Here is a 25,942-nt window from a genome sequence, read left to right on the forward strand (position 1 = left end):
GTCACACGCCCTTGGGGCCAGTATCCCCGCGGCGAAACGGGGTGAAACGGCCCAGAAACTCCATCTCGTCACCCACCGCTTGCGATTCGCGCTGCAGATAATCCTCGACCGCGCGGGTAAAGCGCGGGTCCGAGAACCAATGCAGCGAATGCACCGGCGTCGGCAAATAGCCGCGCGCCAGTTTGTGCTCGCCCTGCGCACCGGCCTCGACCCGAGACAACCCGTTGGCCAGCGCCCAGTCAATCGCCTGATAATAACACAGTTCAAAATGCAGGCAGGGATGATCCTGCACGCAGCCCCAATAGCGCCCGAACAGCGTCTCGCGACCGATGAAATTCAACGCACCGGCGATCGGCGCGCCGTCGATCTCGGCCAGAATCAGCAGCGTATCGTCGCGCATATATTCCTGCACGAGGTCGAAAAATGCCCGCGTCAGATAGGGGCGGCCCCATTTGCGGCTGCCGGTGTCCTGATAGAACTGCCAGAAGGCATCCCAATGCTCGGGCTGTAGCGCATCGCCGGTGAGCGCGCGGATCTGCCCGCCGAATGCCTGCGCCTGCGCCCGCTCGCGGCGAATGCCCTTGCGTTTGCGCGACGAGAGCGCGGCAAGGAACCCGTCGAAATCGCCGAACCCGTCATCCTGCCAGTGAAACTGCTGGGTGGTGCGGTGCAGATAGCCTTCGGCGCGCCCTGCTGCCGCCTCGTCTTCGGTGCAAAAGGTGATATGCGCCGAGGACAATTGGTTGCCATCGGTAATTTCGCGCAATGCTCGCAGCAGGATCGGGCGCAATTCGGGCGGACCCAAGAGCCGCGGACCGGTGGCCGGGGTGAAGGGCACGGCGGATTGCAATTTCGGGTAGTAATCGCCGCCCGCACGCTGCCATGCCTCGGCAAACGCATGGTCAAAGATGTATTCGCCCTGACTGTGCGATTTGGCGTAAAGCGGCATTGCCGCCAGCAGGGTGCCATTCTGGCGCACGGTCAGATGTTTGGCCTCCCAGCCGGTGCCGGGGCCAACCGAGCCCGAAGCCTCGAGCGCGTGCAAAAACCGGTGCTTGGTGAAGGGATCAATCGGGCGCAGGGCCTGATCAGAGGCACCATCCATAGCCAGCGCATCCCAAGCCTGTGCCTCCACCTCGGCAATGGCATCGATGACAGCGATCTCCATTCCGGCCCCTTTTCAACCTGCCCGACAGCTAGACCCAATGACCTGTTCACCAAAGCGGGAATATCAAGGCCGTTCGGGGAGATAGCTCTCGAAGGTGATATTCTGCGCGATCTGGCGGGCGATCATCTCTTCGGCGGGGGTGCGGATCGTCCAGCTGAGGATCGCCGCCCCCTGTGCCTTGAGTTCGGCCACCCGCGGGCGGTTCAAATCATGCCAGTCATGCGAGATGAAACAGGCGCCGACCGCGTCATAGGCGGCAATCTGCGCCAAGGTCTCGCGGTGCACCTGCATCTCGGGCGGAGTGTCCGGCGGCACGTCACGCTCGGGGAACGCATAGGTGGTCAACCCGCGCGGCACATGCGGCGCCATCTGCGCCAGATTGCCGATCATTTTCGGATTGAACGACATCAGCGCGACCGGCCCGTCATACCCCTGTAGCGCCTGCGCGGTGGCACTTTCGAGCACCGATTGGGCATGACCTAAGGCCCGCGACTGGTCCTTGAGCTCGATCAAGAGCGGCACTTGGCCTGCGACCTCGGCCAGAACCTCGGGCAGAGTGGGGATCGGCGCATCGCCGCCGCGCACCTGCAGCGCTTGCAATTGCGCCGCATCCAGCGCCTTCACCTGCCCCGTGGCATGGGTCAGGCGCCCAAGATCATAATCGTGGAACACCATCGCCTGCCCGTCGGCGCTGGGCTGTAGATCAATCTCGATCCCATAGCCCAGCGCGACGGCATGGCGCACCGCCGCAAGGGAGTTTTCCGGTCTTCCAGCGCTGGCATCATGCAGGGCGCGATGCGCCAGCGGTCGGGTCAAAAACGTCTCATGCAGCGTCGGGAGCATTAGGAAATCTCGAAAATTGCCTCGATTTCAACCGCAACGCCGAAGGGCAGCGACGGCGCGCCGACCGCCGAGCGCGCATGGCGTCCGGCATCGCCGAGGAGTTCGACCATCAGGTCAGAGGCGCCGTTGATCACCTTCGGCTGGTCGGTGAAATCGGGCGTGCAATTGACGAAACCGGTCAGTTTGACCAACCGCACCAGCCGCGACAGATCACCGTCCAGCGCCGCGCGCAACTGCGCGAGCAAGGAGAGCGCGCAATGCGAGGCGGCCTCGGCGCCCTGTTCGGTGCTGATATCGCCGCCGAGTTTACCGCGGATCAAGCCTGCATCATTCTGGCTGATCTGCCCCGAGACAAACACCTGATTGCCGCTGATGATCCATGGCACATAATTGGCCGCCGGTGCCGGTGCGTCCGGCAGCGAGAGGCCCAATTCGGCGAGACGGGTTTCGAGGGCGTGAGGCATCGGGTAACTCCTTTTGTGTTGCGCGAACCAAATCATGTTTAGGCGGCAACGAAAAGCCCCGGAGCGGCTGAAAATCCCTGTCTATGGATCGCGCATCGCGCCATGCAGATATTGGGTGATCGGCGATAGCAAATAGGCCAACGGGGTGCGCGCGCCGGTGCGCAGAAACGCCTGCACCGCCAGCCCCGGCAGCAGGGATTTTGCACCGACCGTATCCAGCGCCGCAGCGCTCAGCGCGGCCTCGACACGGTAATAACGCTCACCACTGCTTTCATTCAGAAACGGTGCGGCCGACAGGAGTGTCACCTGTGCCTCGAGACTGCTGACCTCGGGCATCAGGGCGGGGAATTGCACCTGCACCTGTTGGCCGACATAGACATGGTCGATATCACCGGGGCTGACCAGCAGCGCGATCACCGGCTGGTCGGGACGCTCGACAATCTGCATCGCGGTGGTCGCGGGTTGCAAGATGCCGCCATTCTCGATGGCTGCCATACCATGCACCCGCCCGCTGGCCGGCGCGCGCAACACCATCTGCGCCCGCCGGTCGGCCAAGATCGTGCGCCGCGCGGTCAGTTCCAGAAGCAGTGCGTTATTCTCGGCCAGTTGCTGCTCGGCCTCTTCGCGCCGCGCTGCGGTCAGCGCTTCCGCCTGTAGATCGATCTCGACAATCTGGCCGCGGGCTTCGGCGATCTGCGCCACCACCGAGGCGCGGCTGCCGTCCAGCCGCGCCGCCTCGCGTGCCAGCACCGCCACCCGCGACGCTTGTGTCAGCCCGCGGCTTTGCAATTCGGTCTGGGTCTCAATCTCGTCCTCCAGCAGCGCCTGCTCTTGTTGTAGTGCCTCCATCTGCGCCTGCAGCCCAACCAATTGCGCCGCCAGTTGCAGATTGCGCTGCTCCAATTGCGCCAGCTGGCGGTCCTGCGTGCGGTGTCGCGCTTCGAACAGGCGGCGTTGCGCGACCACCGCGCTGCGCATGTCATCGCCGCCTCCGGGCGCGGCGACCAGCCGCCCCATCGGCACCCCATCGCGTTCGGCAAGCAGCCGCAGACTGCGCGCCTGCGCCTCGATCAGCTGCGAGGACACCAGCGCCCATTCCGATTCGAGCGCCGAATCATCGAGCCGGAACAACAGGTCACCCATCTCGACCTGCTGCCCCTCTGCGACCGCGAGTTCGGCGACATCGCCGCCCTGCGCGTGCTGGATCACATGGCGATAGGCGGCATCGTCAATCTCACCGCTGGCGATGATCGCGCCGTCTATCGGCACAAAGGCGGCCCAAACGCCAAAGCCGAAGACCATCACCATCGCGGTGACCGCGCCCATCATAATCGCACCCTGCGGGTTGAGACCTTCGACGTTCTTCATCTGCCCGCCTCATTATCGGCGCGCGGATCGACCCCTTGCTGCGGCGCGATCGAACGCACCACGGCGGTACGGTTGCGCACCATATCGCGCAGCACGCGGTCGCGCGGCCCGAAGGCAACCTGCGCGCCATTGTCGAGGACCAGCAAATCCTCGCATTCGGTGATCGCGGCGGGCCGGTGCGCCATCACCACCACCACCGCGCCGCGGGCCTTGGCCATACGCACCGCACGGTTCAGCGCCGCCGAGCCCTCGGCATCAAGATTGGCAATCGGCTCATCGAGGATCAGGAGCAGCGGGTCGTCAAACAGCGCCCGCGCCAACCCGATACGCTGCGTCTGCCCGCCCGAGAGACGGTGCGCGTGGCTCTCGATCACCGTGTCATAGCCCTTGGGCAGCGACACCACGAGGTTATGGACGCCCGCCGCCCGCCCCGCGGCTTCGATCGCGCTCATCGGCACATCACGGCGAAACCGCGAGATATTTTGCCCGATGGTGCCATCAAGCAGGATGATCCGCTGCGGCAGATAACCCAGCCTCGTGTCCACCGGCGGGGTCAGCGGCAGCACATCATCGCCCAGCCGCATGGTGCCCACCGCAACCGTCACCGAGCCAATCAGCGCCCGCGCCAAAGTGGTCTTGCCCGAACCGCTGGGCCCGATCACCCCCATCGCGCGCCCCGGCTGGATCTTGAACCCCTGCACCCGCAGCAAGGGCACGCCACCACCCGGCGGGGTGATCACCAACTGCTGCACCTCAAGCGCGCCACTTGGCTGGTCGGCGCTGGCAACGGTCAGCGGTTTCTCGGCATTCATCAACACCAGTTTTTTCAGCCGCTGGTCGGCGGCCAGCGCGGCGCGCATATCGGTCCATTGGGTGGCCAGCAGTTCAATAGGGACCAAGGTGCGGCCGGTGATGATCGAGGCGGCGACGATCAACCCCGGCGAGAGGCTGCCCTGCAGCACCAGCCACGCGCCCGCGCCCAGCATTGCCGAATTCATCAGCATCCGAAACGCGCGCGCCGCCGCGCCGTCGATGCCGACACGGTCCTGCACCGCCAAAGTCGCGCTCAGCGCCTCTTTGCGGCGCGCGTTCCACAGTTTCGAGGCGGTAACATCCATGCCCAGCGCGGTCATCGTATCCGCATCCTCGGCGGTCAGGCGGGCGATGGTATCGGCGGTGCGCGCGCTGGCCTGCGCCTGCCCCAGATAGGGCCGCGTGCGCCATTGGCCCCAAAGCGCAATTGCAACCATGATCACCCCGCCAATCAGTGCCAAAGCGCCGAGAAGCGGATGCAGAAAGAACATCAGGATGAAGAACCCGAAGGCCCAGGGCGTATCCAGAAGCGCCAGCATCGCGGGTGAGGAAATCGCTCGGAACACCACGTCGATATCCTGCAGCGCCGAAAGCGCCATCGGGTTGTTGCGATCCAGCGTCAGGGCACGGGTGCGCGCTTCGAACACCGGCGCCTCGACGCGCAGCCGGAACTGCGCGGCAATGCGCACCAGAATGCGGATACGCGCCGAATCCAGCAGCGTCATCATCGCATACATGAACACGACCAGCGCAAAGAGCACCGCCAGCGTCGCGCTGGAGTTCGAGGGGATCACCCGGTCATAGACCTGCAGCATGAACAGCGGGCCGGTCAGCATCAGCGGATTCATCAAGCCGCTGAACAGCAACACCGCCAGCCAGAGCCGCCGCGCATGCCAATGCACACGCGCTGCTTCATCGAATCTCGCTTGCCCTCCCTGCCTGCGGTGCCTCGTGGTTGCCATTGCTTCAGCGCTCCTTATAAAGAAGGTGATAGCCTGCAACTTGCTAGTATTCGGTAAACGATACAGGAGACCAGAATGCCCGCACCGCGCCGTGCGAGATCAATCGTTGCAGTCTTGCTGATCGGCGCTCTGGCGGCGGGTTGCGCGCAGGCGCCGCTACCTTCGGGCACAAATGACCCTTACGAATCGGTCAATCGTGCGTGGTTTAACAATAACTTAGCACTGGATCAGGCGCTGTCCGGCGATACCGAGGCAGAGACAGATCCAGCTTTGGTCGCTCTGGATGATGAGGGCGAAACCGTTGTGGCGCCGGATGCGGTGACGCCGCAGCGTGGTTCATTTTTGCGTCGCATTGTCAGTAATTTTGGCGCAAATCTGGGACTGCCCTCGACGATTGCCAATGATCTCTTGCAGATCCGACCCGACCGTGCGGCGGAAAACACCCTGCGCTTGGTGATCAATTCGACCGTCGGGCTGGGCGGGCTGTTTGATCCGGCGGGCCGCATCGGCATTCACGGGCGGCGCTCGGATTTCGGCGAAACCCTGCACCGTTGGGGCGTTGGCGAGGGCGCCTATGTGGTGTTGCCGCTCCTCGGTCCCTCGACCGAACGCGATGCGCTCGGGCTGGCCGTCGATCTGGTGCTTGATCCCTTGCGCTTTGCCCTGCCCCGCGGCGAGTTCGGCGGCACGCTGGTGGCGAGGGGTGCCGCGCGCTTTGCGGATCGCGCGGAATACGCCGAAATACTCGACGCGAATGTGATCAACACCGCCGATCCCTATGCGCAGGCGAGGCTTCTTTATTTGCAAACCCGGCGCTATCATCTGGGGGTGGAAATCGAGGACGAGATTATTGACCCCTATGCCGATCTATATGATTGACCGCCGCCGCGTCTTGCTGGGTATCGCCGCAACCGGTGGTGCTGCGCTGCTGCCGGTGCTGCCCGCCGCCGCCCTCACCCAGGGGCAGGCGCGCAGCCTGATTGACAGTGTGATGGCCGACATCCACGGGATCATCAATTCCGGTGGCTCCGAGGGGCAGATGATCGCGCGGTTCGAAGGGCTGTTCGATCAATATGGTGATGTGCCGATCATCGCGCGTTCGGTGCTTGGCCCGCCCGCGCGCAGCGCCAGCGCCAGCCAGATGCAGGCCTTCACCGCCGGCTTTCGCGCCTATCTGTCGCGCAAATACGGCGGGCAGTTCCGCCAGTTCATCGGCGCCACGGTGCAGGTCGATACCGCGCGGCAGGTGCAAAGCTTCTGGGAGGTCGAGTCGACGATGACCCTGCGCGGGCGTGCCCCTTTCGAGGTGCGCTGGCATGTCTCGGACCGCAGCGGACGGGCGCGGTTTTTCAACCTGATCATCGAAGGGGTGAATGTATTGGCCGCCGAGCGGCAGGAAATCGGCACCATGCTGGAGCGTCGCGGCGGCAATCTGGACCGGATGATACAAGATTTGCAGCAGTCGGGGTGAGGGGGGCTCGCTAACCTCCCTCGTTGAAACCTCCAGATGCAAACACGGGAGTTCATCTCTCCCAACCTTGAACCCCGTCAGGCACGGGCATCAGCCCGGGCCGCGCCCGACCCTCCCCCCGGGAGGGCGCACTGGCGATGGCCTTCACAGCACATCCGACATGCGTGCTTTTGAGCGCAGCGCGCTATTCAAAGGCTGGAAGCGCCCTCCCAGGGTCGGGCGCGGCCCTTAGCGCAATGCTCGAAGAGTCGAAGGCGCAAGGGTTCTATACCTCCGCAATCATCCCGCGGCTCAATTCCCGCCCAGAATACCGTTGAGCACGCCCATGATCGAATCCGACAGCGAGCCGCCGCCGCTTTGACCGCCGCCACTATCGCGCGTGGTCGGCGGGTCGAGTTCGGGACGTTCGGGCACCACCATCGGCAGCGGGCGCTGCGGCAGACCGTCGTGGATCCGCACCATCGTCTCGCGCCAGATCTCCGCCGGAAGACCGCCACCGGTCACCCCGCTCAGCGGTGAATTGTCGTCGTTGCCCATCCAGACGCCGACCACGTAATCGGCGGTAAACCCGACAAACCAAGCGTCACGCGCGCCCTGTGTGGTGCCGGTCTTGCCCGCCGCCTCGCGCCCGTCGGGCAGTGCGGCGCGGCGACCGGTGCCATAGGGCGCTTCGATCACCTGCGACATCATCCAGATCAATTGCTGCGCCGCTTCCTCCGAGATCACCCGCTCGCCGATACCGCTGCCGATGCGCAACAGCGGCTCGCGCTCACCGGCAAGGGTCAATGAGGTGAACCCGTAGGGCTGCACCGAACTGCCGCCGTTGAGGATACCGGCGAAAGCGGCGGTCATCTCGAGCAGGGTCGCCTCGGAGGCGCCGAGAGCCAAGGCCGGACCTTCGGCGAGATCCGAGTGCAAGCCAAAGGCATTCGCCGCCTGCCGCACATTCTCGCGGCCCATCGCCTCGGAAATCCGCACCGCCGGAACGTTTTGCGACCGTGCCAGCGCCTCGGTCAGGGTCATGAAGCCCAGATAGCGCCGCGAGTAATTGCGCGGCGACCACGGGCCGGAGCCGGGCACATTAATGGTCAGCGGCGCATCCTCAACCAGATCATAGGGCTGATAGCCGACATCCATCGCCAGCGCATAGACGAAGGGTTTGAACGCCGAGCCGGTTTGCCGTCGCGCCTGTGTCGCGCGGTTAAAACCGCCGACCGTATAGCTGCGCCCGCCGACCATCGCCCGCACCGCGCCATCCGCCGACATCACCAATACGCTGGCCTCAGCGACGGAATCGTCGCGCACCCGTTCCATGAACACCTGTTGCAAAGCGTCTTGCGCGGCCAGTTGCACGCGCTGGTCCAGCGTGGTCTGGATCAGCACATCCTCGGTGGTGTCGCGGGTCAGCCATGCGGGGCCGGATTGCATCACCCAATCGGCGAAAAACCCGCCGGTCGAGGTTTCGGCGGCCTCATGCAGCTCTGCCGGATTGGCGCGCGCTTCGGCCAATTCGGCATCGGTGAGATAGTCTTCCTCGGCCATCAGCCCGAGCACGATATTCGCCCGCTCCTGCGCGCGCCCCAGATTGCGCGTCGGCGCGTAATAGGAAGGCGCGACCAGCAATCCGGCCAGCATCGCGGCTTCGGCGGCATCCACCTGCGCGGCGGAATGGCCGAAATAGCGCTCGGCGGCGGCCTCGAACCCGCGCGAACCGGCCCCGAGAAAGGCGCGGTTGATATAGATCGTCAGGATTTCCGCCTTGGTAAAGCGCAGTTCCAGCGCGAAGGCGTAGGGCAGTTCCTGAATTTTGCGCCAGATCGTGCCCTCGCGGCAGTCGCTTTCATAATCGGCCTCGGAATCCCAAACCTCGGGATCAAAGGCCACGCCAAGACACAGGAGCTTCGACACCTGCTGGGTGATCGTCGAGCCGCCAGCGCCGCTGAACGGGCCGCGCCCTTGCGCCAGATTCGAGCGGATCGCACCGGCGATGCCGCGCGGGCTGACCCCGAAGTGCCAATAGAACCGCCGGTCCTCGGTGGCAACAATCGCGTTGCGCAGATGCGGCGAGACGGAGTCAGAACTGGTGTAGCCGCCGAAAGTCTCACCGCGCCACGCGAAAACCTCGCCATCGGCATCGCGCATCGTCACCGAGCCACGCGCCCGCCCGTCCAGCATCTCGGTCAGATCCGAGGGCATGGTGGTGTAGAAATAGAATGTCGCGGCGGCCATCACCAGCGTGGCAATCGCCGTCACCCGCCAGAACACGCCCCAGACCACGCGCCAGATAAACCGCAGGATACCGCCAAAGAAACGGGTGAACCAATTGCCGGTCTTTTTCACCTGACGCCGCTTGGCCGGTTTGCGCCCGTTCGGACCACGCCCGCCACCACCTTTGCCGCCGCCCTTGCCACCGCCGCCAGACCGCGCGCGCGATGCCTGCGTGCGGGGTGCCGGAGTGCGCCGGTCCGCCACCAAGCGCGGTCGCCGATTGCCCGTGGAAGCCATGCCTGTCTCTGCCCTGTCTGTCGTGTATGCCGTGCGTGTCGCTTTTGCGGTGCGTATCTCGTGGGTCGCGGTCGGTTTCGCAGCCGAAATCGCCGTCAATCTCGCTGCGTCTTGCATGCAGCATAAAGCGCAACCGTTCAATTGTGGAGTGCGCAACCCTCACGGTTTGCCTTTGTGAAATGATTAATTCGTGAGCAACCGCCGGCAAATCCCCCTAAATTCGCGGCGATTGCGGTTTTTCGCGCCAGTTGCGCGCCTGCCGCGTTGCGCTTTGCACCTGCAGCATTCGCAATATCCCCATCGGCGCCTGCTAGGTCGCCGTCCGAACATCGCATAGGGGATAACGAGGTGAAATACATCATAGCAGCGATCAAACCCTTCAAGCTCGACGAGGTCAAAGACGCGCTCACGCAATTGGGCGTGCGCGGATTGATGGTCTCCGAGATCAAAGGGTTCGGCGCGCAATCGGGTCATACCGAGATTTACCGTGGCGCCGAATACGCGATCAGTTTCGTGCCGAAACTCAAGCTGGAGATCGCCGCGCCGGACGCTTTGGCCGAACAGATCACCGAGGTTCTGGCGACGGCTGCACGCACCGGCAAGATCGGCGACGGCAAGATTTTCGTGCTGGATCTGGAACAGGCGGTGCGGGTGCGCACCGGCGAGATCGGCGAAGACGCGATTTAAGCGCTCACAAAGGATAAAACGCATGACTTTCAAAAAACTCACGCCCCTCGCGCTGGCCCTGACGGTGCTTCCCGTCGCGGTGCTCGCCCAAGAGGCCGATCTGACGCCGCCGCCGCAGGATGTCGGCTTTATTTTCACCAGCTTCATGTTTCTGGTCACCGGTTTTCTGGTGTTCTGGATGGCCGCCGGTTTCTCGATGCTCGAAGCGGGTCTGGTGCGGTCAAAGAATGTCACCATGCAGTTGATGAAGAATATCGCGCTGTTTTCGCTGGCGGCGCTGATGTATTACCTCGTCGGCTATAATCTGATGTATCCGGGCGATGCTTGGACGATTTCCAATGTGTTGGGCGCCTTTGGCACCGCCACGATGGAGCCGGTCGGTCTGGCCGGAGCCGAACCCGATCTGACCTATGCCTCGGTCGGCTCGGACTTCTTTTTCCAGCTGATGTTCTGCGCCACCACCGCCTCGATCGTCTCGGGCACTCTGGCCGAGCGGATCAAGCTCTGGCCGTTCCTGATTTTCACCGTGGTGCTGACCGGATTCATCTATCCGATCCAGGCCTCGTGGAAATGGGGCGCAGGGTTTCTGGACACCAACTTCGGCTTTCTGGATTTCGCCGGCTCCACCGTGGTGCATTCGGTCGGCGGCTGGGCGGCTTTGGCCGGTGCGCTGATCCTTGGCCCGCGGATCGGGAAATACACCAAGGATGGCCGTGTGAACCCCTTCCCCGGCTCCAATCTGACGCTGGCGACGCTGGGCACGTTCATCCTGTGGATGGGGTGGTTCGGCTTTAACGGCGGCTCGCAGCTCTACATGGATACGGCGGGCAATATCGCCGATATCAGCCGGATTTTCGCCAATACCAACACCGCCGCCGCGGGTGGCGCGCTGACCGCGATGCTGCTGACGCAACTGCTCTATAAAAAGCCCGACCTGACGATGGTGTTGAATGGTGCGCTGGCCGGTCTGGTGTCGATCACCGCCGAGCCGCTGATGCCCTCGCTGGGCAGTGCCACGCTGATCGGCATGATCGGCGGCGCGATTGTGGTCTTTGCGGTGCCCTTCCTCGACAAGCTGCGGATTGACGATGTGGTCGGCGCGATTCCGGTGCACTTGATGGCCGGCATCTGGGGCACGCTGGCGGTCCCGATCACCAACCCCGAAGCGACGCTGTTCGGCCAGTTGGCTTCGGTCGCGATCGTCGGTGCCTTCGTCTTCGGCACCTCGGCGGCGCTGTGGTTGTTGCTGCGGGCGGTGATGGGCCTGCGGGTCTCGGCGGATGATGAAATCGCCGGATTGGACAAGGCCGAACTGGGCATGGAAGCCTATCCCGAGTTCGCCAATACCTGAGGCTGATCCTAGAAAACGCAATGGCCCCGAGGGATGCCTCGGGGCCTTTTTCTGTCTGCGAAAACCGGTGAGTTCAGGCCTTGCGAATGGTATCGCCCGGCACCAGTTCCGGCGTCAGTTCGATCCGGTGGCCACCGATCAAACCGCCGGTTTCCTTACCCGCGATCAGATTGGCCGCCTGCACACCGATTTCATAGCGACAGGCATCAATCGTCGCCAATTGCATCGGCAGACCCTCAAGGAAATCGACGCCATTGAATCCCGCCAGTCCCAGCTTGCCGGGCACGTCATAGCCTTTCTCAAGGCAATAGAGCAAACCGCCCGCGCCGATCATGTCATTGGAATAATACAGGAAATCCAGATCAGGATTGCGCGCAAGGATGGTCTCGGTCATCTCGCGGCCCTTTTTGAGCGCCGAGCCGCCGGTGTAGAATTCGGTGTCGATCAACTCCAGCCCGTGTTCGGCCAGCCCGTCGGTCAGCCCCTGCAGGCGTTTGCGCGCGCGGTGATCGTCGGACATCTTGGTGCCCAGAAATCCGATGCGGCGGTAGCCAGCGGCGACAATCGCCTCGGCCATCTGCATGCCCGCGGCGCGGTGCGAAATCCCCACCACCGAATCAATCGGGGTGCCGTCGCTGTCCATGATCTCGACAATTGGGATGCCGGCATTTTCCAGCATCGCGCGGGAGGCATCGGTATGCTCGAGCCCGGCGATGATCGCCCCCGAAGGCCGCCACGAGAGCATCTCATAGAGCACTTCTTCTTCTTTTTCCGCCTTATAGCCGGTGACCCCAAAGACCGGCTGCAATCCGGTATCCCCCAGCGCCGCCGAGATCCCGCTCAACACCTCGGGAAACACCATATTGGAGAGGGACGGCACGATCACCGCCACCAGATTGACCTGCTGCGAGGCCAGACCACCGGCGATTTTATTCGGCACATAGCCCAGCGCGCGGGCGGCGGTCTGCACCTTTTCGCGGGTCGCGGGCGAGACGTCTTCACGATTGCGCAACACACGGCTGACGGTCATTTCGCTGACGCCGCAGGCTTCGGACACGTCGCGCAGGGTCAACGGGCGGCGGAGGTCGGTTGGACGCGTGTGACTCATGAAAAATAGCGCTCCTTGCAGGCAGCACAGCGGCCGTGCGCCCAATACGGTGATTCAAAAATGTTAGCCATATCATCCTAGCCCGCGCCGCCGCAAAAGCGCAAGCGCAGGCGGTAGGGTTCGGATGCAGAAAACGCGCACACGGGCTTGCCATACCCGGTGGTTTTGCCCGATAGAAGGGCGTCTGCCTCAACGTCACCGACGTCGAAAGCGGCAGTATTGGCCCCGTGGCTCAACTGGATAGAGCAGCCCCCTCCTAAGGGGCAGGTTGCAGGTTCGAACCCTGCCGGGGTCACCATTTTGAACGGCAGCCTATCGGCGCGCATTTGATTGCAGGCACGACCACGCGGCGCGGCTCACCCCGTTCATTGCATGGTCATGCGAGATCGCGGCGGTGGTTTAGCTTTTGGTGCATGTTACCCAGCTTGGCGCCTCAGCCCAAGGCCACCGACCAGGCGTCATAGCCATAGACCCAATCGGCATTGCCGCCCTTTTTCAGCCAGTCATTGGCCAGCGAATTCGCCTGCACCTGTGCCGTGCGCGGTTTGCGCGCTGCTTCATAGCGCGCCAGAGCTGCCTCGACGCCCTGCGCCTCGACACCGTTCAGCGCGCGCGACAGGATCACCGCATCCTCGATCGCCATACAGGCGCCCTGCGCCATAAAGGGCACCATCGGATGCGCCGCGTCGCCAAGGATCGTGGCGCGGCCCTTCGACCAGACCTCCATCGGTTCGCGCACATGTAGCGCCGATTTGGTCACGCTCTCGCAGGCGTCGAGAAGCGCGCGCGCATCGGGGTGGAAATTGCTGTATTCGGCGCGCAGTTCTTCGACATCACCGGGCAGGGTCCATCCCTCTTCGGTCCAGCCCTGCTGCGGGGTGGTGGCAAAGACGAAAATCTCTTCGCCGAGGGTCAGCGGGAAGGTCACGATCTGCTTTTCCGGCACTTCGCCCCACCATTTGGTGAAAGCGTCGCTCTCGCCGGATTTGGGCGCTTTGCTGCGCGGGAACACCGCGCGATAGGATACAATGCCGGTGAATTTGGGATCATCCGCGCCGAACAGCGCCGTGCGCACCGCCGAATGGATACCGTCGGCGCCGATCACCAGATCGAAGTCGCGGCGGCTGCCATCTTCAAAGACCAGCGTTGCACCGCTGTCATTCAGCTCGACATCACTAGTGGCCATGCCCGAATGCACCGTCTCTTTCGGCAGTTGGTCTTGCAAAGCATTGAGCAGATCGGCGCGGTGGATGGTCAGCTGCGGGGCGCCGTATTTCTCTTCGGCGGCGGCGCTCATCGGCAGGCGCGAGGTTTCCTCGCCGCTGACACCGTCGCGGCTGATGCGGAAGGTCGGGCGCGCGGCGGTCTTGCGCAGATATTCGCCAACGCCCAGTTGATCGAGCGCGAAAACCGCGTTGGGCGTTAGGTTGATATCGGCGCCGACACGGTTGAAGGCCGGTGCGCGTTCGAAAACCTCGACCTTATGTCCGGCCTTGCGCAGCGCGATAGCAGCGCTAAACCCGCCGATCCCGCCGCCGGAGATTCCAATCTTCAACCCAACCATCGCCACATCCCGTTCTATTTTGAACTATATGTTCATAGTATAGGAGCGCAGTGAGAACGGGTCAAGAAAATGCTGAGGAAATCGCGTTGCGGCGATAATTCTTCAAGGTTTCCACTGGATTCAGAACTAGGGACTGTTCAAATTAGCGTAAACTGTTCTATTTTGACGAAGCAACAGCGGAGGGCATCATGGCAGACGCAGCGAAAACCGAGATCACCACCTATTCCGTGCCGCCGGTCGAGCGCGCGCTGCGGTTGCTGCGTCATATCGGCAACGGCCATAAATGCCGCAATCTCAGCCGCACCTCGAAAGAGCTGGGCATCAACCGCACCACGCTGATCCGGCTGATCCACACGCTTGAGGCCAACCGGATGATCGAAGAGATCGACGAGGGCGCGGGATACCGGCTGGGCGCGGGGATGATCAGCCTTGCGGCGCAGGCGATCCATGGCCGCGATATTGTGCAGGTTTGTCAACCGCTGCTGGCGGAACTGGCGCAAAGCACCGGCATGTCGGCGCATCTGGGCATTCTGGATGGCACCGATCTGGTCTATCTGAGCCGTGAAACCCCGAACACGCATCTGGTCAGCAATATGCGCTCGGGCTCGCGGCTACCGGCGCATTCATCCTCGGGCGGGCGGGCGATACTGGCCGAGATGGATGAGGTGGCGATTCGCGGGCTATTCTCGGATGTGACAATCGAGATGGTCACCGAGAAAACCCCGCCCAGCATCGAGGCGGTGCTGGCGCAGGCGCAGCAGGACCGCGCCGCGGGCTATGCCTGGAGCGAGGGGAATTTCGAGGCCGGTATCGGGTCTTGCGCGGCGGTGGTCTTCGACCATCGCGGGCTGCCGGTCGGCGCAATCAATGTCTCGGGCCCCGAAAGCCGCTTTGCCGAGGAAGGCCAAGCCCCGGACGGGCCGATCAAATCCGCGGTGCTGGCGATTGCCAAACAGGCGTCGATGGGGCTGGGATATAGCGGCTGACACCCGCTAAACGCGGTGCGGGCGCCTGATCACCCAAGCGCCCGCCAAATCAGTTCGCAAATTGCCGCTTACGGCCAGCGCGCCCAAGGGTGGGGCTGGCCGGAATGATCCTCATAGATGGATTTTTGGCGCTGATAGGCGCGCAATCCGGCGCGGCCCTTCTCGCGCCCCATGCCGCTGGCGCCGTCGCCACCGAAGGGTGTTGAGATCGAGAATTGCTTATAGGTGTTGATCCAGACGGTTCCGGCCCTGATCGCCCGCGCCAGACGCCAGCATTTCGCGTGATCGCGCGACCAGATCCCGCAGGCGAGTCCGTAGTCGTTGTCATTCGACATGGAGATCACATCGTCTTCGTCGTCAAATGGCATGACCACCAGAACCGGCCCGAAAATCTCTTCGCGGCAGGTCTGCGCCTGATTGGTCAGTCCGGCGATGATCGTCGGCTGGTAATAGGCGCCGTTGTCATATTCCGCGCCCTCGGGCCGCCTGCCGCCAGTGAGGAATTCGCCGCCTTCGTCGCGCGCGGTCTGCACATAGGCTTCGACCGAGGCACGGTGATCGGCGTGGACCATCGACGAGACCTGCGTTTCGGCGTCAAACGGATGCCCAACCTTGAGTGCCTCGGTCGCCTTGACCAGTCTCGACACGAAACGATCATAGATGCTGCGCTGCACGAACAGCCGCGAACCCGCGATGCAGCTTTGCCCGCTGGACGAGAATATGCCGAAGAGAATACCGGCAATCGCCAGATCCTCGTCGCAATCCTCGAACACGATGGTGGGGGATTTGCCGCCCAGTTCCAGCGAGATCGGCATCAGCTTTTCCGCCGCCACATGCGCCAGATGACGCCCCGTCGAGGTGCCGCCGGTGAAGGACACTTTGCCGATGTCGGGGTGTTCGACCAGCAGATTGCCGACCTCGCGCCCCGATCCGGGCAACACCGAATACAGCCCCTTGGGCAGCCCCGCCTCTTCGACGATCCGCGCCAATTCCAGACTGATGATGGGCGACCAACTGGCCGGTTTCAGCAGCACCGCATTCCCCGCCGCCAGCGCTGGTGCCGCCTTTTGCGCGTCCGAGGCAATCGGCGAGTTCCACGGGGTGATCGCGCCGACCAAGCCGATCGGATCATGCACCGAATAGGTCAGGTAATCGCCGCGCGGCGCGGTCAGCAACTCGTCCGAAGTCTCGAGCACCGCGCCGAAATAGCGAAATGTCGCCGCCGCCGAACCCGCCAGCGCGCGCGCTTCATTGCGGGTTTTGCTGGTGTCGCGGCTTTGCAGCCATGAGATCCGCTCGATATTCGCGGTGATCCCATCGGCGATCCGGTAGAGATACATCGCTCGCTCATGCGGTTTCAGACGCTGCCACGCGGGGTCGGCCTGCGCGGTCTTGGCACGGTCGATGGCGCTCAGGACATCCGCTTTGGAGGCGCCTGCGAACCGCATATTTTCCGTGCCCTCGGCGGCAAATGTCGAGGTGATCTCGGCGCCGGAGCCCGCCTGCCATTCGCCGCCGACAAACAGCCGTCCGTCCGGAAAGGGAAAACTCATCTCATGCTCCTAGATAACGATTGCGCCGGACCGGTTCAGGACCACGCGGGCCAGTGAATAAGCGGTCGATAGCGAGGTCTTGGGGTTCAACGGCGAGACTTTGCCGGTCAGGCTCAGGGAGAAATCCACCGCCTGCGATTTGACCAGATATTCATGGGTGTTCTCTCGGGTGTGCGGATCGGCGATCAGCCGCACGCGGGTCGCGTCCATGCCCAGACCGGCCAGCGCCAGCGTCGCGGCGACATTGGCGTTCTTGGGAAAGGTCGTCGCCGCCTCGCGGGCCGAGCCCTCAAAAAACACCGTCGGCTCGGTCAACGCCGCCAGATCAACGCGGTTTTCGGCATCGGTGCCCGCCCAGCCGCTCGGTGGTTTGCGGCCGGTATAGGTGACGACCTCCAACCCCGAGAGCCGCGCCGCCACCAGCGCGTCAATGCCGCCGATGGCCCCCGCGGGCAGGATGATTTGCGCGCCGGTCCCGGATGCGGTGGCCTTGAGCCGGTCAAACAGAGCCTGATCGGCGAAAGCGCCGACCGACGCGGTGATCAAATCAATCCCTGCGCGCAACACAGCCTCCCCGTGGGCCGCGACCGCCGGTTGACCGGCGCATTCGACCACCACATCGGGTTGCGCGGCCAATAGATCCGCGAGATCGGTGTAGACCTTCACCGCAATGCCATGCGGTGCGCAGAGCTGTGTGGCCGCGTCGTGCGCCTTATCGGGGGCACTGCGCACCAAGAGCGACAGCGCGCGCAACCCCGCATCGGGCTGGTCGCAAAGCGTGGCCACCAAAGACCGCGAGATCGCACCGAAACCGATCAGGGCGAGATGCTGCATCGCTCAGGCCTTGCTGCCAGCGGCACCGGCGGGCGGACCGGCGAAGGCTTCGGCGAAGGGACCGATGGCGATCATATCGACTTCGACGACCATCGGGCCTTTGCGCTGCATCGAGGCGTCAAACACCTCGGGGAAGGCCTCGATATCCGAGACTTTCACATGCGGCATATCGATGGCGTCGCACAGCTTGCCGAAATCGGGGGTTTTGATCGCCGAATAATGGCGCCGCCCGTCGTATTGGTCGTCCTGAATGTTCTCGATCACGCCATAGGCCGCGTCGTTCATCAACAAGAAGGTGACGTTGAGATCCTCATCCACGGCGGTGATCAACTCGGCAATGCCCAGCATCGCGCCGCCATCGCCCAGCAATGTCACCGTGCGCACATCCGGTGAGGCCACCGCCGCGCCGCAGCCCATGGCAATCCCCTGCCCGATGCCGCCGCCCAGCGCATGCACACCAAGGTTCGGCGCGGCGATCTGCACATAGCGGTTGCCGAAGGTCGAATTCGAGATTGTCACATCGCGCACCCACGGATGGCCGCCTTGCGAGACCACGCCCAGAAGATGATCGGCGACCACCTGATAGGGGCCAAGCCGCCCGCGCAGCGCGCCCTCGGATTTCGCCCGCGCGACCGAGATATCATAGCTTTGCTGCGCATCGACATCGAGTTTGGCCGGCAGCCGGTCGAGCAGCGCTTGCAGGGTCTGCGCGGCGTCACCGTTGAGGAACATATCGACCGGATAATTGCGCCCGCATTGGGTTGGTTCGGCGTCGATCTGCACCAAGGGCTTGGGCAGCGCCATCTTGTTGTTCATCGTCTCATTGCCGCGCAGCCGCGAGCCGACAACGATCATCAGGTCCGAGGCGGCATAGATTTCCCGCGCTTCAGGGGTCATGTTGAAGGCGCCCATCGTGGCGGCGTTGTCCTCGGACACCACAGCGCGGCCCTGCGTCGAAGAGACCGCGCCAAAGCCGCGCGCGACAAGTTCATTGGCCTGCGCAGACGCACCGCGCGCACCACCACCGAGCCAGATCATCGGGCGTTTTGCCGCCAGAACCAGCTTGGCGAGCGCGTCGATCTGCGCCTCATCAATGGGCGGCGTGGCGGCAACCGGCGGCGAGAGGGTGAAGCCGGTGGTGGCGGTAAGCCGCTGAACATCCACCGGAATTTCCAGACTGACCGGCCCGCTCGGCGGCGTGCTGGCCGCGCGGATCGCGGCATTGAGCGTGCCGATGGCGGATTTTTCGTCCCAGATGCGGAAATAGGCTTTCGACACGCCCTTCAGCATCTCGGGCTGTTTGGGCACATCGTGGATCGCGGCGCGGTCGCGGTCCATGAACTCGCGGTCAACCTGCGTGGTGATATGCAATAGTTTGGAGCCTGCGGTCAGCGCCTCGGCCTGCCCGCCTGCGGCATTGCCCGCCGCGGTTCCGGTTGAGGTCAGCACCACGCCCACCTGCCCTGACACTCGGGCGAAAGCATCGGCCATATTCATCGCGCCGGCCTCGCCACGCGCGGGCACAAAGCGGATGCGGCCTTGCTCGGCAATCCCGTCAAGGATCGGCATATTATGGATCGAAATGACCCCGAAAACGGTGGTGATACCCGCATCGGCGAGATTTCTGGCGATTTGGTAACCAACGGTTTCGGTCATGGTCAGACTTTCTGTTCAAAAGGTCATGCGAGGGCGGTCAGACGAAACGCGAGACGCCGCCAGAAATTTCAAGCCGCGCGCCGGTGATATAGCTGGCGGCGGGGGAGGCGAGGAAAACCAATGCGCGGGCGGCCTCTTCGGGGTTGCCCAGACGGCCCAGAGGGATCGCCTTGCGCCGCGCCAGATTGCCAAACCATTCCTCGCGCGACTGGCTTTGATCCTCGCGCGCGTCAAAGCGGCGCTGCCACTGCTGGCTGTCGATCAAGCCGACAAGGATCGAATTCACGCGGATCGCGGGCGCCAATTCACCGGCCAGCGATTTGAGCAGGCTTTGCACCCCGGCGCGGGCGGCGGAGGTGCAGACCATATGCGCTTCGGGCTGGTAGGCGAGCAGTGAGTTTACGGCGGTGATCGAGCCTGTGCCGCTGGCGCGCAACTGCGCCTCGAAGGCGCGGATCGGGTGCAACTGGCTGAAGAATTTCAACTCCAACTCGTCGCGCCAATCGGCATCGCTGGTGTCGGCATAGGTCGAGACGCGGCCCTGTCCGGCGTTGGTGATCAAGGCGTCGCAGGTGCCGAAACGCTCGGCAACCTGCGCGGCAAAGGCAATGTTGGCCTCGGGATCGAGCACGGAAAACGCTTGGGCCAGCAGTTTGTCGGCGCCGAACTCGCCCGCCAATTCGCTCGCCACCCGCTCCAGACGCTCGGCGCCGCGCGCACAAAACGCGACATTGGCGCCCTCGGTAAGCGCGGCGCGCACGGTCGCCAGGCCAATACCCGACGAGCCGCCGGTAACGACAATGGTTTTGCCTTGCAGCCCCAGATCCATCCGCTCAGCCCTTTTTCAGATGCGGGAAACCGGCGTCGGGACGCCCCGCCATCACCGCACGCTGCGCCGGCGTCGGCGGGCCTGCGGTCATCCAGCGATCCATCGAATCGGGATCGGTGCGCGACCAGACCTGCGCCTCATGAGTGGCCTCGTCGATCTGCTGCAATTCCGAGGTGAACTCGATCACATAGCCCGAGGGCGAGACGAAATAGGCGAACGGGTTGTTCCCCGGCCCGTGCCGCCCCGGTCCCCAGCTCGGCACTTGGCCCTTTTGCTTCATCCGGCCAATGCCGCGCATGAAGCTGTCGAGATCGGGCATCTCGAAGGCGACATGGTTGACCGAGGGATATTGCGCGCGCACCAAAGCAATCGAGTGGTGATCGCGGTTGCAGCGCATAAACACCATCATATCAGCCGAGTAATCGCTGGTCCGAAAGCCCAAAACCTCCTGATACCACGCCTCGAGCGCGTCCATATCCGGCGTGTTCAGCACCACATGCGAGACCTTGCGCGGATAGGCAAATTTGTCGTCTTCGGCATTCGCCTCAAGCTCGGTGGTGAAGCGCAGGCGCCGGTTGTCGGGGTCAAGGATTTCAAACCCGTAGCCGCCAATCGGATGATCAAAGTCCGCAGGCTGACCCAAAGCGGGCGCGCCCTTGGCGGTCACATGCGCATAGAGCGCATCCATATCGGCGCGGTTGTCCATGCCGAAATGCACATATTCAATGCCGTAGCTGTCGCCGTCCTTGAGACCGTAGATGAAGGGCTCAGGTCCGGTGCCGCGCAGATAGGTGATGCCATCGGCGGTTTTGGCAACATTGAGGCCCCACAACTCGGTGTAGAAGTCGGTGGTGGCGGTGATGCCCGGCGCACGCATGACGATCCCGCGCAGGAATCCGGCCCGTATTGGATTGCTCATATCTGTCTCCTCATGGTGGCGCTGGCGGCTCATTCTGGTCTGGCTGGCGTATCCCGAAGCCGGTCGTGCGGCGTCGGGGCCGGAGCGTAGATGCGGCGGGTAGGGAGACCCGATATCTCCGCACCTGTCGCTCCGGATCATCGCAGCTTAGCGCTTGAGCTTCGAGACCGGATGGTCTGCGGGATAGGTCGGCGTCACCGGCTTCGGATTGCCGATCATCACGCACATCAGCGCCTCTTCGATACCCTCGTTGCGCAGCCCGCGGTAGACCCCCGGCGGCACCGAGATCAGATCGCGCTCGGTCAAAAGGGTTTCAACGGTCTCGCCCTCGTGCTCGATGAACAGGCGGATTTTATGGCCTTTGAGGATGAAGAACACCTCTTCGGCGTCACGGTGGATATGCAGCGGGCCTTCGCAGCCAGCCGGAAGCACCATCGTCGAAAAGGTGAAATTCTCGGCCGGAACCACATTCTCGTCATCGACAATGCCGGTGGCGCCGGTGCCGATATAGCGCATCTGGGCGCGCTTGTATTTCGGATCATAGTCGGCCTGAAACTTCAGCGCGTTCCAGTCCAGCGTGCGGGTCTCATAGCGCGCGACGCGGCTTTCGATCCAGCTGCCCAGCGTTTTGCCTGCGGGAATCTCGACGTCACTTGGCTCGATTGAGGGGAATTTTTTCGGCGCGGCCATTATCTTCTCCTGCTATGGTTCAAATATGAACTTTCTGTTCAAATATTATGACCACAAGAGGCATTCAAAGTCAATAGGCGGGTAGAGCCTCCGATCAGGCGCCGCGCGGAGCTCTGCCGGGAGTTTTTGAATTGCTGCAATGGAACCGCGTTGACAGGCGCATACTGGGAGAGGCCGCGATCCGTCCGCGTGGCGGGCACCCCTGCGCGAGGGCGCGTAGCGTTGTGAGGGGATTCAATGAATTACCCGCGAGCGCGCGACCGTTCAGCCCGCGCCACGGCCGAACCAAGCGGTCGCAGTTAGCTGGCTCCGCCGCCACTCACCGGCATCATCGACAGGGTTTCGGAGGCCAGCGCCTTAACGCCGGGCAAGACCGCAAGCAGGTTGCCATCGGCATAGACCAGCAAGGCGCCAGCCTCGGAATCATAGCTGCTGCTGACATCGGGCGAGACGCCATTGGCGCTATAGGCCACCACCAGCGAATCCTCTGCGGGATCGAAATCGCTGATCTGAGCGGGCGCCTCGGGGTCGATCCAACTGCCGAGCACGAAGGTGTCCGCACCGCCACCGCCGCTGGCGATATCACCGCTGCCGAGCACCAGAAAATCATCGCCAGCGCCCGCGTTAAGGAAGTCGGCGCCGTCGATATCCGAACCATCGGCATCGGGCGTATAGCCGAGCAGCGTGTCATCGCCCGCCCCGCCCATCAGCAGGTCTGCGCCCGTGCCACCGGCCAGCATATCATTGCCCCAGCCACCGCTTAGCGTGTCATCCCCGCTGCCGCCAAAGAGCAGGTCGGCCTCGGCGCCGCCGGTCAGCCGGTCATCGCCCGCTTCCCCCGCCAAAATTCCGCCGCCTGCGCCCGCCGAGAGGTCATCACCGCCAGCGCCACCAAAGAGGATATCCGCGCCGGTGCCGCCGATCAGCGTGTCATTGCCGCCGCCACCGATCAGGGAGTCGTCGCCATCCAACCCGTCGATCCAGTCATCCGCGCCACCGCCGATAATCGTATCATTGCCCGCGCCGCCTGCGGTCGGCGGGCCGTCTCCGGCGACCACCGCCACGGAATCAACCGGTGGCGGCAGAGGGGTATCAGTGCTGAGAAACTCTTCCTCATACCAGCTCGGCTCTGCGCCATCATCAAGCACCGTGGGTTGGTGCACCGCCGCTGGATCGCTTACGCTCTCCGCTGCATCCTCTTCGGCGAGCGCTTGCAGCAAGTCCTGCACATGCCCGCCAGTCTCCGTGCCTGAACCACCGGCGGGTTGCATGCCGCCCGCGCCGTTGCCCGCATCATCCGGATCCTCGGCATCGCGCGCGCCGGAACCCATGAAGGCATCGGCCACGCTGGACGCCATGACCACACCGATTAAACCCAAGAACATCCACATCTCGCCCCCTAACCGCAAATCCGTTTGCGACTCACTTTGGGCCAGTCAACGCGTAAAACATGAACAAACCGCGATCATCAGGGTGATTCCAGCCTGTTTCTGCTTTTATAGTTAACCGCGCGCGCCAGATGCCGCCGCCCCGCCCCGCCAATCCGCGTGCGAAACCAAGGCGTTCCGTCGCATATTGCCCTGCCCGCATTTACCGTCTATATGCGCATGTCTTCGCCCATTCCGGCGAGGAGACTCCAAGGGCCTTGTCTGGACGACATCCCGGCTTGCGCCTTGCCACATTGATAAACAGGAGACCCCGATGTCGATTGCAGCAGACGAAAAACAGCGCCTGATCCAGGAATTCGGCACCAAAGAAGGTGACACCGGTTCGCCCGAAGTTCAGGTTGCGATCCTGACCTCGCGGATCAGCACGCTGACCGAACACTTCAAAAGCCACAAAAAAGACAACCACTCGCGTCGTGGTCTGTTGATGATGGTTGCCCAGCGCCGCAAGCTGCTGGACTACCTCAAAGGCAAAGAAGAAGAGCGTTACAAGACCCTGATCAAGCGCCTCAACATCCGTCGTTGATCGCCGCACGATCCTAAATTGGAACGCCCGCCGGCTTCGGTGGGCGTTTTTTATTATGCGCATACGTCGCAGGAAACACCGGGGCCGAAGGCGAAAAACCTGCGGATGGCACTTTTCATTGCCAAAAAAACCGCTTACCCCCTCGTTTCATAGCGTAGTTCCCAAAGTGTCGGACGCGCAGGAGACCCAAAATGCCTAAACTTGACGAAAAACTCGAACCCATTCTGGACACCGTGATCCGCCGCAACGCCGGTGAGACCGAGTTCCACCAAGCCGCACGCGAAGTGCTGGAAAGCCTGGGGCGGGTGATTGCCAAACACCCCGAGTTCACCGACGGCGCGCTGATCGAGCGCATTTGCGAACCCGAGCGCCAGATCATTTTCCGCGTGCCATGGACCGACGACAAAGGTCAGGTGCAGGTCAACCGCGGCTTTCGCGTGCAATTCAACTCGGCGCTTGGCCCGTATAAAGGCGGGATGCGGTTCCACCCGTCGGTGAATGTCGGGATCATCAAATTCCTCGGCTTCGAGCAGGTGTTCAAGAACGCCCTGACCGGCCTGCCCATCGGCGGCGGCAAGGGCGGCGCGGATTTCGACCCGAAAGGGCGCTCGGACGCCGAAGTGATGCGGTTCTGCCAGAGCTTCATGACCGAAATGTTCCGCCACTTGGGCGAATACACCGATGTGCCTGCGGGTGATATCGGCGTCGGTGGCCGCGAGATCGGCTATCTGTTTGGCCAATATAAACGCCTGACCAACCGCTACGAGGCGGGGGTGTTTACCGGCAAGGGCCTGTTTTACGGCGGATCGCGCGCGCGCACCGAGGCCACCGGCTACGGCAACACCTATTTCGTGCAGCGCATGTTGCAGACCAAAGGCACCAGCTTTGACGGCAAACGCTGTGTGGTCTCGGGCTCGGGCAATGTGGCGATCTATTCGATTGAAAAGATCCTGTCCTTCGGCGGCAAGGTCGTCGCCTGTTCGGATTCCAGCGGCTATATCGTTGACGAGAACGGTATCGACCTTGAGTTGCTCAAGGAAATCAAGGAAGTGCGCCGCCAGCGGATCTCGGAATACGCGCGACTCAAGGGCAATGGCACGCATTTCATCAAGGGCGGCTCGATCTGGGATGTGCCCTGTGATGTGGCGATGCCCTCGGCGACGCAGAATGAACTCAGCGGCAAAGACGCCCGCGCGCTGATCAAGAACGGTGTGATCGCGGTTGGCGAAGGCGCGAATATGCCCTCGACCCCCGAAGCGATCCACGCTTTCCAAGATGCCGGCGTGTTGTTCGCACCGGGCAAAGCGGCGAATGCGGGCGGGGTCGCGACCTCGGCTCTGGAGATGCAGCAAAACGCCTCGCGCGATAGCTGGAGCTTTGAGAAAACCGAGACCCGTCTGGCCGAGATCATGCATAATATCCACGATCTCTGCGCCAATACCGCCGATGAATTCGGCGTGCCGGGCAACTATGTTCTGGGCGCCAATATCGCCAGTTTCGTGCGCGTGGCGGAAACCATGCGTTCGTTCGGCGTGATCTGACGCCATTGCCATTGGCGCCGGTCCCGCCTGCAAAAGCGCGGGACTGGCGTCAAATGGTGCACCAAACGTGATTATGTCCCTCGGCCCGTTTGTGGCAGGATGTGGCATCGCAGGTCTTGCGATAGCCCCTTGCACAAAGGATATCCGACATGAGACCGCAATCACACCTCCTGCTTGCCGCCGCCGCATTGGCCCTGAGCCTAACGGGCGCAGCCCATGCCTATTCAGTCTTCGAGCGCAATGATTCCACCCCGATCGGCGGCGATGTTGAGGATGAATATGGCGATGTCAGCGGCACCTGTAACAACGGCACCGCATTTACCATTCGCTACCAGACCGATCACCGCGGGCGGCTGTATTTCGAGGATCTTGAAAACCAAGGCCCCGACGAAGATGCGGTGATCCGCGAAGCCTGCGACGAATAGCGAGGGCAATCGCGCGGTTTATCTGCGTTTGCACCATGGCTCTGCGACAATCATGGCGATTGACAGTGGCGCCCGCGCCCCCTTCCCAGAGACGGGTTTTTCCTGTATGTCCCGCGCATCTGAGACGCGACGTCCGGGCCCCGGCGTTCGAAAGCAAGATATGTGGGGTCGGCGGCAATGGGGCCGCCACACAAAACGGGAGACCCGGAAGGCCGGGAGTGCTCCCTTACAGGA

23 protein-coding genes and 1 tRNA gene are annotated in these 25,942 nt (G+C 63.0%); 9 read left to right on the top strand and 15 right to left on the bottom strand.

Features of this window, described 5'->3' with window-relative positions; genetic code table 11:
- Position 1: 1 nt before the first annotated feature.
- From DDE20_RS09585 to DDE20_RS09605, 5 genes are all read right to left on the bottom strand, one after another.
- On the bottom strand, positions 2-1,168 hold the full coding sequence (locus tag DDE20_RS09585) for a GNAT family N-acetyltransferase (RefSeq protein WP_116558251.1): 1,167 nt from the start codon (positions 1,166-1,168) through the stop codon (positions 2-4).
- Positions 1,169-1,231: 63 nt separating this feature from the next.
- Positions 1,232-2,011 (bottom strand): glycerophosphodiester phosphodiesterase family protein, encoded by a 780-nt coding sequence (locus DDE20_RS09590; protein WP_116558252.1) that lies wholly within the window; start codon positions 2,009-2,011, stop codon positions 1,232-1,234.
- Positions 2,011-2,475 (bottom strand): RidA family protein, encoded by a 465-nt coding sequence (locus DDE20_RS09595; RefSeq protein ID WP_116558253.1) that lies wholly within the window; start codon positions 2,473-2,475, stop codon positions 2,011-2,013. Before DDE20_RS09595 ends, DDE20_RS09590 begins: the two co-directional genes overlap by 1 nt.
- Before the next feature lie 81 nt (positions 2,476-2,556).
- Entirely contained in the window at positions 2,557-3,843 is a 1,287-nt protein-coding gene (locus tag DDE20_RS09600) for an HlyD family type I secretion periplasmic adaptor subunit (protein WP_116558254.1), read from the bottom strand.
- Positions 3,840-5,558 carry a type I secretion system permease/ATPase gene (locus DDE20_RS09605; protein ID WP_165814471.1) on the bottom strand — a complete coding sequence of 573 codons (1,719 nt, stop codon included), beginning with the start codon at positions 5,556-5,558 and terminating at the stop codon, positions 3,840-3,842. The genes DDE20_RS09600 and DDE20_RS09605 overlap by 4 nt, the downstream gene beginning before the upstream one ends.
- A gap of 135 nt (positions 5,559-5,693) precedes the next feature.
- On the opposite strand from DDE20_RS09605, the gene DDE20_RS09610 reads away from it, so the two are divergent.
- Together DDE20_RS09610 and DDE20_RS09615 are read left to right on the top strand one after the other, a co-directional pair.
- Positions 5,694-6,497 (top strand): MlaA family lipoprotein, encoded by an 804-nt coding sequence (locus DDE20_RS09610; protein ID WP_116558256.1) that lies wholly within the window; start codon positions 5,694-5,696, stop codon positions 6,495-6,497.
- Positions 6,478-7,089: an MlaC/ttg2D family ABC transporter substrate-binding protein gene (locus DDE20_RS09615; RefSeq protein WP_116558257.1), complete on the top strand. Its 612-nt coding sequence runs from the start codon at positions 6,478-6,480 to the stop codon at positions 7,087-7,089. The genes DDE20_RS09610 and DDE20_RS09615 overlap by 20 nt, the downstream gene beginning before the upstream one ends.
- A gap of 291 nt (positions 7,090-7,380) precedes the next feature.
- On the opposite strand, the gene DDE20_RS09620 is transcribed toward DDE20_RS09615, so the two are convergent.
- A complete protein-coding gene (locus tag DDE20_RS09620; protein ID WP_116558258.1) occupies positions 7,381-9,594 on the bottom strand; it encodes a transglycosylase domain-containing protein in 2,214 nt (737 codons plus the stop codon).
- 348 nt (positions 9,595-9,942) lie between these two features.
- Here DDE20_RS09620 and DDE20_RS09625 point away from each other — a divergent pair, with 348 nt between their 5' ends.
- Together DDE20_RS09625 and DDE20_RS09630 are read left to right on the top strand one after the other, a co-directional pair.
- Positions 9,943-10,281 carry a P-II family nitrogen regulator gene (locus tag DDE20_RS09625; protein WP_116558259.1) on the top strand — a complete coding sequence of 113 codons (339 nt, stop codon included), beginning with the start codon at positions 9,943-9,945 and terminating at the stop codon, positions 10,279-10,281.
- Between the two features lie 22 nt (positions 10,282-10,303).
- The gene (locus tag DDE20_RS09630) at positions 10,304-11,632 is read left to right on the top strand and encodes an ammonium transporter (protein WP_116558260.1); all 1,329 of its coding nucleotides are present in this window, start codon (positions 10,304-10,306) and stop codon (positions 11,630-11,632) included.
- A 73-nt stretch (positions 11,633-11,705) separates the two neighbouring features.
- On the opposite strand, the gene DDE20_RS09635 is transcribed toward DDE20_RS09630, so the two are convergent.
- Positions 11,706-12,740 carry a LacI family DNA-binding transcriptional regulator gene (locus DDE20_RS09635; protein WP_116558261.1) on the bottom strand — a complete coding sequence of 345 codons (1,035 nt, stop codon included), beginning with the start codon at positions 12,738-12,740 and terminating at the stop codon, positions 11,706-11,708.
- Between the two features lie 221 nt (positions 12,741-12,961).
- On the opposite strand from DDE20_RS09635, the gene DDE20_RS09640 reads away from it, so the two are divergent.
- Positions 12,962-13,038 (top strand) — tRNA-Arg (locus DDE20_RS09640).
- Positions 13,039-13,173: 135 nt separating this feature from the next.
- On the opposite strand, the gene DDE20_RS09645 is transcribed toward DDE20_RS09640, so the two are convergent.
- Positions 13,174-14,295: an FAD-dependent monooxygenase gene (locus DDE20_RS09645; protein WP_205961645.1), complete on the bottom strand. Its 1,122-nt coding sequence runs from the start codon at positions 14,293-14,295 to the stop codon at positions 13,174-13,176.
- A gap of 197 nt (positions 14,296-14,492) precedes the next feature.
- Between DDE20_RS09645 and DDE20_RS09650 the strand changes: the two genes are divergently transcribed.
- Positions 14,493-15,290 (top strand): IclR family transcriptional regulator, encoded by a 798-nt coding sequence (locus DDE20_RS09650; RefSeq protein WP_116558262.1) that lies wholly within the window; start codon positions 14,493-14,495, stop codon positions 15,288-15,290.
- 68 nt (positions 15,291-15,358) lie between these two features.
- Here the strand turns inward: DDE20_RS09650 and DDE20_RS09655 are convergent, their stop codons facing one another.
- From DDE20_RS09655 to DDE20_RS09685, 7 genes are all read right to left on the bottom strand, one after another.
- Entirely contained in the window at positions 15,359-16,843 is a 1,485-nt protein-coding gene (locus tag DDE20_RS09655) for an aldehyde dehydrogenase (RefSeq protein WP_116558263.1), read from the bottom strand.
- Between the two features lie 9 nt (positions 16,844-16,852).
- The gene (locus DDE20_RS09660; RefSeq protein ID WP_116558264.1) at positions 16,853-17,677 is read right to left on the bottom strand and encodes an aspartate dehydrogenase; all 825 of its coding nucleotides are present in this window, start codon (positions 17,675-17,677) and stop codon (positions 16,853-16,855) included.
- 3 nt (positions 17,678-17,680) lie between these two features.
- A complete protein-coding gene (locus DDE20_RS09665; protein WP_116558265.1) occupies positions 17,681-19,333 on the bottom strand; it encodes a thiamine pyrophosphate-binding protein in 1,653 nt (550 codons plus the stop codon).
- A gap of 37 nt (positions 19,334-19,370) precedes the next feature.
- Positions 19,371-20,162, bottom strand: a complete 792-nt coding sequence (locus DDE20_RS09670) for an SDR family oxidoreductase (RefSeq protein ID WP_116558266.1) — start codon at positions 20,160-20,162, stop codon at positions 19,371-19,373.
- 4 nt (positions 20,163-20,166) lie between these two features.
- On the bottom strand, positions 20,167-21,081 hold the full coding sequence (locus DDE20_RS09675) for a VOC family protein (RefSeq protein WP_116558267.1): 915 nt from the start codon (positions 21,079-21,081) through the stop codon (positions 20,167-20,169).
- Between the two features lie 147 nt (positions 21,082-21,228).
- On the bottom strand, positions 21,229-21,771 hold the full coding sequence (locus DDE20_RS09680; RefSeq protein WP_116558268.1) for a cupin domain-containing protein: 543 nt from the start codon (positions 21,769-21,771) through the stop codon (positions 21,229-21,231).
- A 299-nt stretch (positions 21,772-22,070) separates the two neighbouring features.
- Positions 22,071-23,156 (bottom strand): calcium-binding protein, encoded by a 1,086-nt coding sequence (locus DDE20_RS09685; RefSeq protein ID WP_165814472.1) that lies wholly within the window; start codon positions 23,154-23,156, stop codon positions 22,071-22,073.
- 316 nt (positions 23,157-23,472) lie between these two features.
- Between DDE20_RS09685 and rpsO the strand changes: the two genes are divergently transcribed.
- The 3 genes from rpsO (at position 23,473) to DDE20_RS09700 (ending at position 25,708) form a co-directional block, all read left to right on the top strand.
- Positions 23,473-23,742, top strand: a complete 270-nt coding sequence (gene rpsO, locus DDE20_RS09690) for a 30S ribosomal protein S15 (protein ID WP_116558270.1) — start codon at positions 23,473-23,475, stop codon at positions 23,740-23,742.
- Positions 23,743-23,933: 191 nt separating this feature from the next.
- The gene (gdhA, locus tag DDE20_RS09695) at positions 23,934-25,283 is read left to right on the top strand and encodes an NADP-specific glutamate dehydrogenase (RefSeq protein ID WP_116558271.1); all 1,350 of its coding nucleotides are present in this window, start codon (positions 23,934-23,936) and stop codon (positions 25,281-25,283) included.
- A 149-nt stretch (positions 25,284-25,432) separates the two neighbouring features.
- Entirely contained in the window at positions 25,433-25,708 is a 276-nt protein-coding gene (locus DDE20_RS09700) for a hypothetical protein (protein WP_116558272.1), read from the top strand.
- The last annotated feature ends 234 nt before the right edge of the window (positions 25,709-25,942 follow it).

Origin of the sequence: Pararhodobacter oceanensis (assembly GCF_003076755.1) — a bacterium.
GTDB classification, from domain to species: domain Bacteria; phylum Pseudomonadota; class Alphaproteobacteria; order Rhodobacterales; family Rhodobacteraceae; genus Pararhodobacter; species Pararhodobacter oceanensis.